The organism is Desulforhabdus sp. TSK (genome assembly GCF_022836495.1).
Lineage (GTDB): Bacteria > Desulfobacterota > Syntrophobacteria > Syntrophobacterales > Syntrophobacteraceae > Desulforhabdus.
In genome coordinates this window covers 1-560 of sequence record NZ_BQXM01000121.1, presented here as the reverse complement: position 1 = coordinate 560, position 560 = coordinate 1, and the positions used below count along the sequence as shown (strand labels likewise).

The 560-nt window shown below is 67.7% G+C and carries 1 protein-coding gene; it reads left to right on the top strand.

Features of this window, described 5'->3' with window-relative positions; all coding sequences use genetic code 11:
* The coding region (locus tag MWC30_RS21785) for a tRNA (guanosine(46)-N(7))-methyltransferase TrmB (RefSeq protein ID WP_368860924.1) at positions 1–512 on the top strand (512 nt) is incomplete at its 5' end.
* Positions 513–560: the final 48 nt, after the last annotated feature.

Genomic DNA, 560 nt, shown 5'->3' with positions numbered 1-560 from the left:
GCGAGGGGCTGACCAATGTGCGCGTGGCCGTGGCCAACGCCCCGGAGGTCTTGGACAAGCTCATCCCGGCAGGCGCCCTGGCCGAGCTGTGGATCTTCTTCCCAGACCCGTGGCCTAAGAAGAAGCACAATAAGCGCCGCCTGGTCCAGGAGGAGTTCATCGAGCGCGCCGCCCGCGTCCTGCCCGAGGGTGGCATCTGGCGTCTGGCCACCGACTGGTCCTCCTATGCGGTGCAGATGCGCGAGCTGATCTCCGCCTCCGAGCACTTCGTGAACCCCCACGCGGGGGAAGGGGCCGGGGAGGGATCCCCGCTGACCGAGGTCCGGTTGGGAGACCTCGACGCCGCCAGTCTGGGCAAGGAGACCGCTCCACTGCCGCTGGAGGAGGCACTGGACCACGACGGCGGATGGGCACCTCGGTTCGCCGGACGCACCCTCACCGACTTCGAGGCCAAAGCGCTGAACGTGGGACGGAAGATCTTCGATCTGACCTGCGTCCGCAGCTCCTCCTGAGGGCTGCTGCTCAGACGGCGAGGCGGTAGCCGCGTTTGACCACTGTCT